The following is a 1612-nucleotide window of genomic DNA, read 5'->3' as shown; positions in this document are numbered from 1 at the left end:
TCGGCAGCGGTATCGCCGTGACCACCGTCGGCAACGCCGCCCCGCGGGTGGTCGAGCGGGCTTCCCGGCAGCTGGCGAAGTACACGCACACCTGTTTCCTCGCCATCCCGTACGAGCCGTACATCGCGGTGGCCGAGGCGCTCAACCGGCTCACCCCCGGTGATCACGAGAAGCGCACCGCGTTGTTCAACACCGGCAGCGAGGCGGTGGAGAACGCCGTCAAGTACGCGCGGGCGGCCACCGGCCGGCCCGCGGTGGTCACCTTCGATCACGCGTTCCACGGCCRCACCCTGATGACGATGACGATGACGGCGAAGAACCAGCCGTACAAGAGCACCTTCGGCCCGTTCGCGCCCGAGGTGTACCGCGCACCGATGGCCTACCCGTACCGGTGGCCGAGCGGCGCCGAGAACGCGGCCGACGAGGCGTTCACCCAGTTCGAGATGCTCGTCGATTCGCAGATCGGCGCCGACGCGGTGGCCTGCGTCGTGGTCGAACCGATCCAGGGCGAGGGCGGATTCATCGTCCCCGCCGAGGGCTTCCTGCGGCGGATCGCGGACTTCTGCCGGGACCGCGGGATCCTGTTCGTCGCGGACGAGGTGCAGGCCGGCATCGCCCGCACCGGTACCTGGTTCGCCTCCGAGCACGAGGGCGTCGTGCCCGACCTGGTCGTGACCGCGAAGGGCCTGGCCGGCGGGATGCCGCTCGCCGCGGTCACCGGTCGCGCCGACATCATGGACACCGCGCACGCCGGCGGGATCGGCGGCACCTACAGCGGCAACCCCGCCGCCTGCGAAGCCGCGCTCGGCGTCTTCGAGACCATCGAGGAAGACCACCTGCTCGAGCGGGCGCAGACCATCGGCGACCTCATGTTCCGCGAACTGCGCGACATCGCCGCCACCACCGACATCATCGGAGACATCCGCGGCCGCGGCGCCATGGTGGCGATCGAGCTCGTCCAGCCCGGCACCAAGACCCCCAACCGTGAGGCCGTCGCCGCGATCAACCGGTACTGCCTCGCCCACGGCCTGCTCACCCTGACCGCGGGCACCTTCGGCAACGTCCTGCGCTTCCTTCCCCCGCTGTCGATCTCGGACGAACTCCTCCTCGAAGGCTTCTCGGTTCTCCGCGACGCGTTCGCCGCTTTGTAGTACCCCGCACCCGAAGAAGGAACACCATCCCATGACCACCTTGACCGCGCCCCGGAAGACCGGCCCGCTGCGCCCCCTCGAGCTGTTCGGCACCGACCACCTCCTCGACAAGGACGAACGCGACATCGCCGCCACAGTGCGCAAGTTCGTCGACACCCGTCTGAAGCCGAATGTCGAAGACTGGTTCGAATCCGCCACGCTTCCGAAGGAACTGGCCAAGGAGTTCGGGCAGCTCGGTGTGCTGGGTATGCACCTGGACGGATACGGCTGCGCCGGAACCAATGCCGTCAGCTACGGCCTCGCCTGCCTCGAGCTCGAAGCCGGGGACAGCGGCTTCCGCAGCTTCGTCTCGGTACAGGGCTCGCTATCGATGTTCTCGATCTACCGCTACGGCTCGGAAGAGCAGAAGCAGGAGTGGCTGCCGCGACTGGCCGCCGGCGAGGCGATCGGCTGCTTCGGTC

At 68.7% G+C, this 1612-nt stretch carries 2 protein-coding genes; both read left to right on the top strand.

The features are described 5' to 3' along the window. Positions 1 to 1151 (top strand): 4-aminobutyrate--2-oxoglutarate transaminase (gene gabT, locus AC1D1G_RS44985; RefSeq protein ID WP_477956915.1); only part of this gene is annotated, 1151 nt, incomplete at its 5' end. Positions 1152 to 1182: 31 nt separating this feature from the next. Further along, the coding region (locus tag AC1D1G_RS44980) for an acyl-CoA dehydrogenase family protein (protein ID WP_477956914.1) at positions 1183 to 1612 on the top strand (430 nt) is incomplete at its 3' end.

This window comes from Rhodococcus sp. P3_B8 (assembly GCF_056402775.1).
This window is presented reverse-complemented; position numbering and strand designations above follow the sequence as displayed.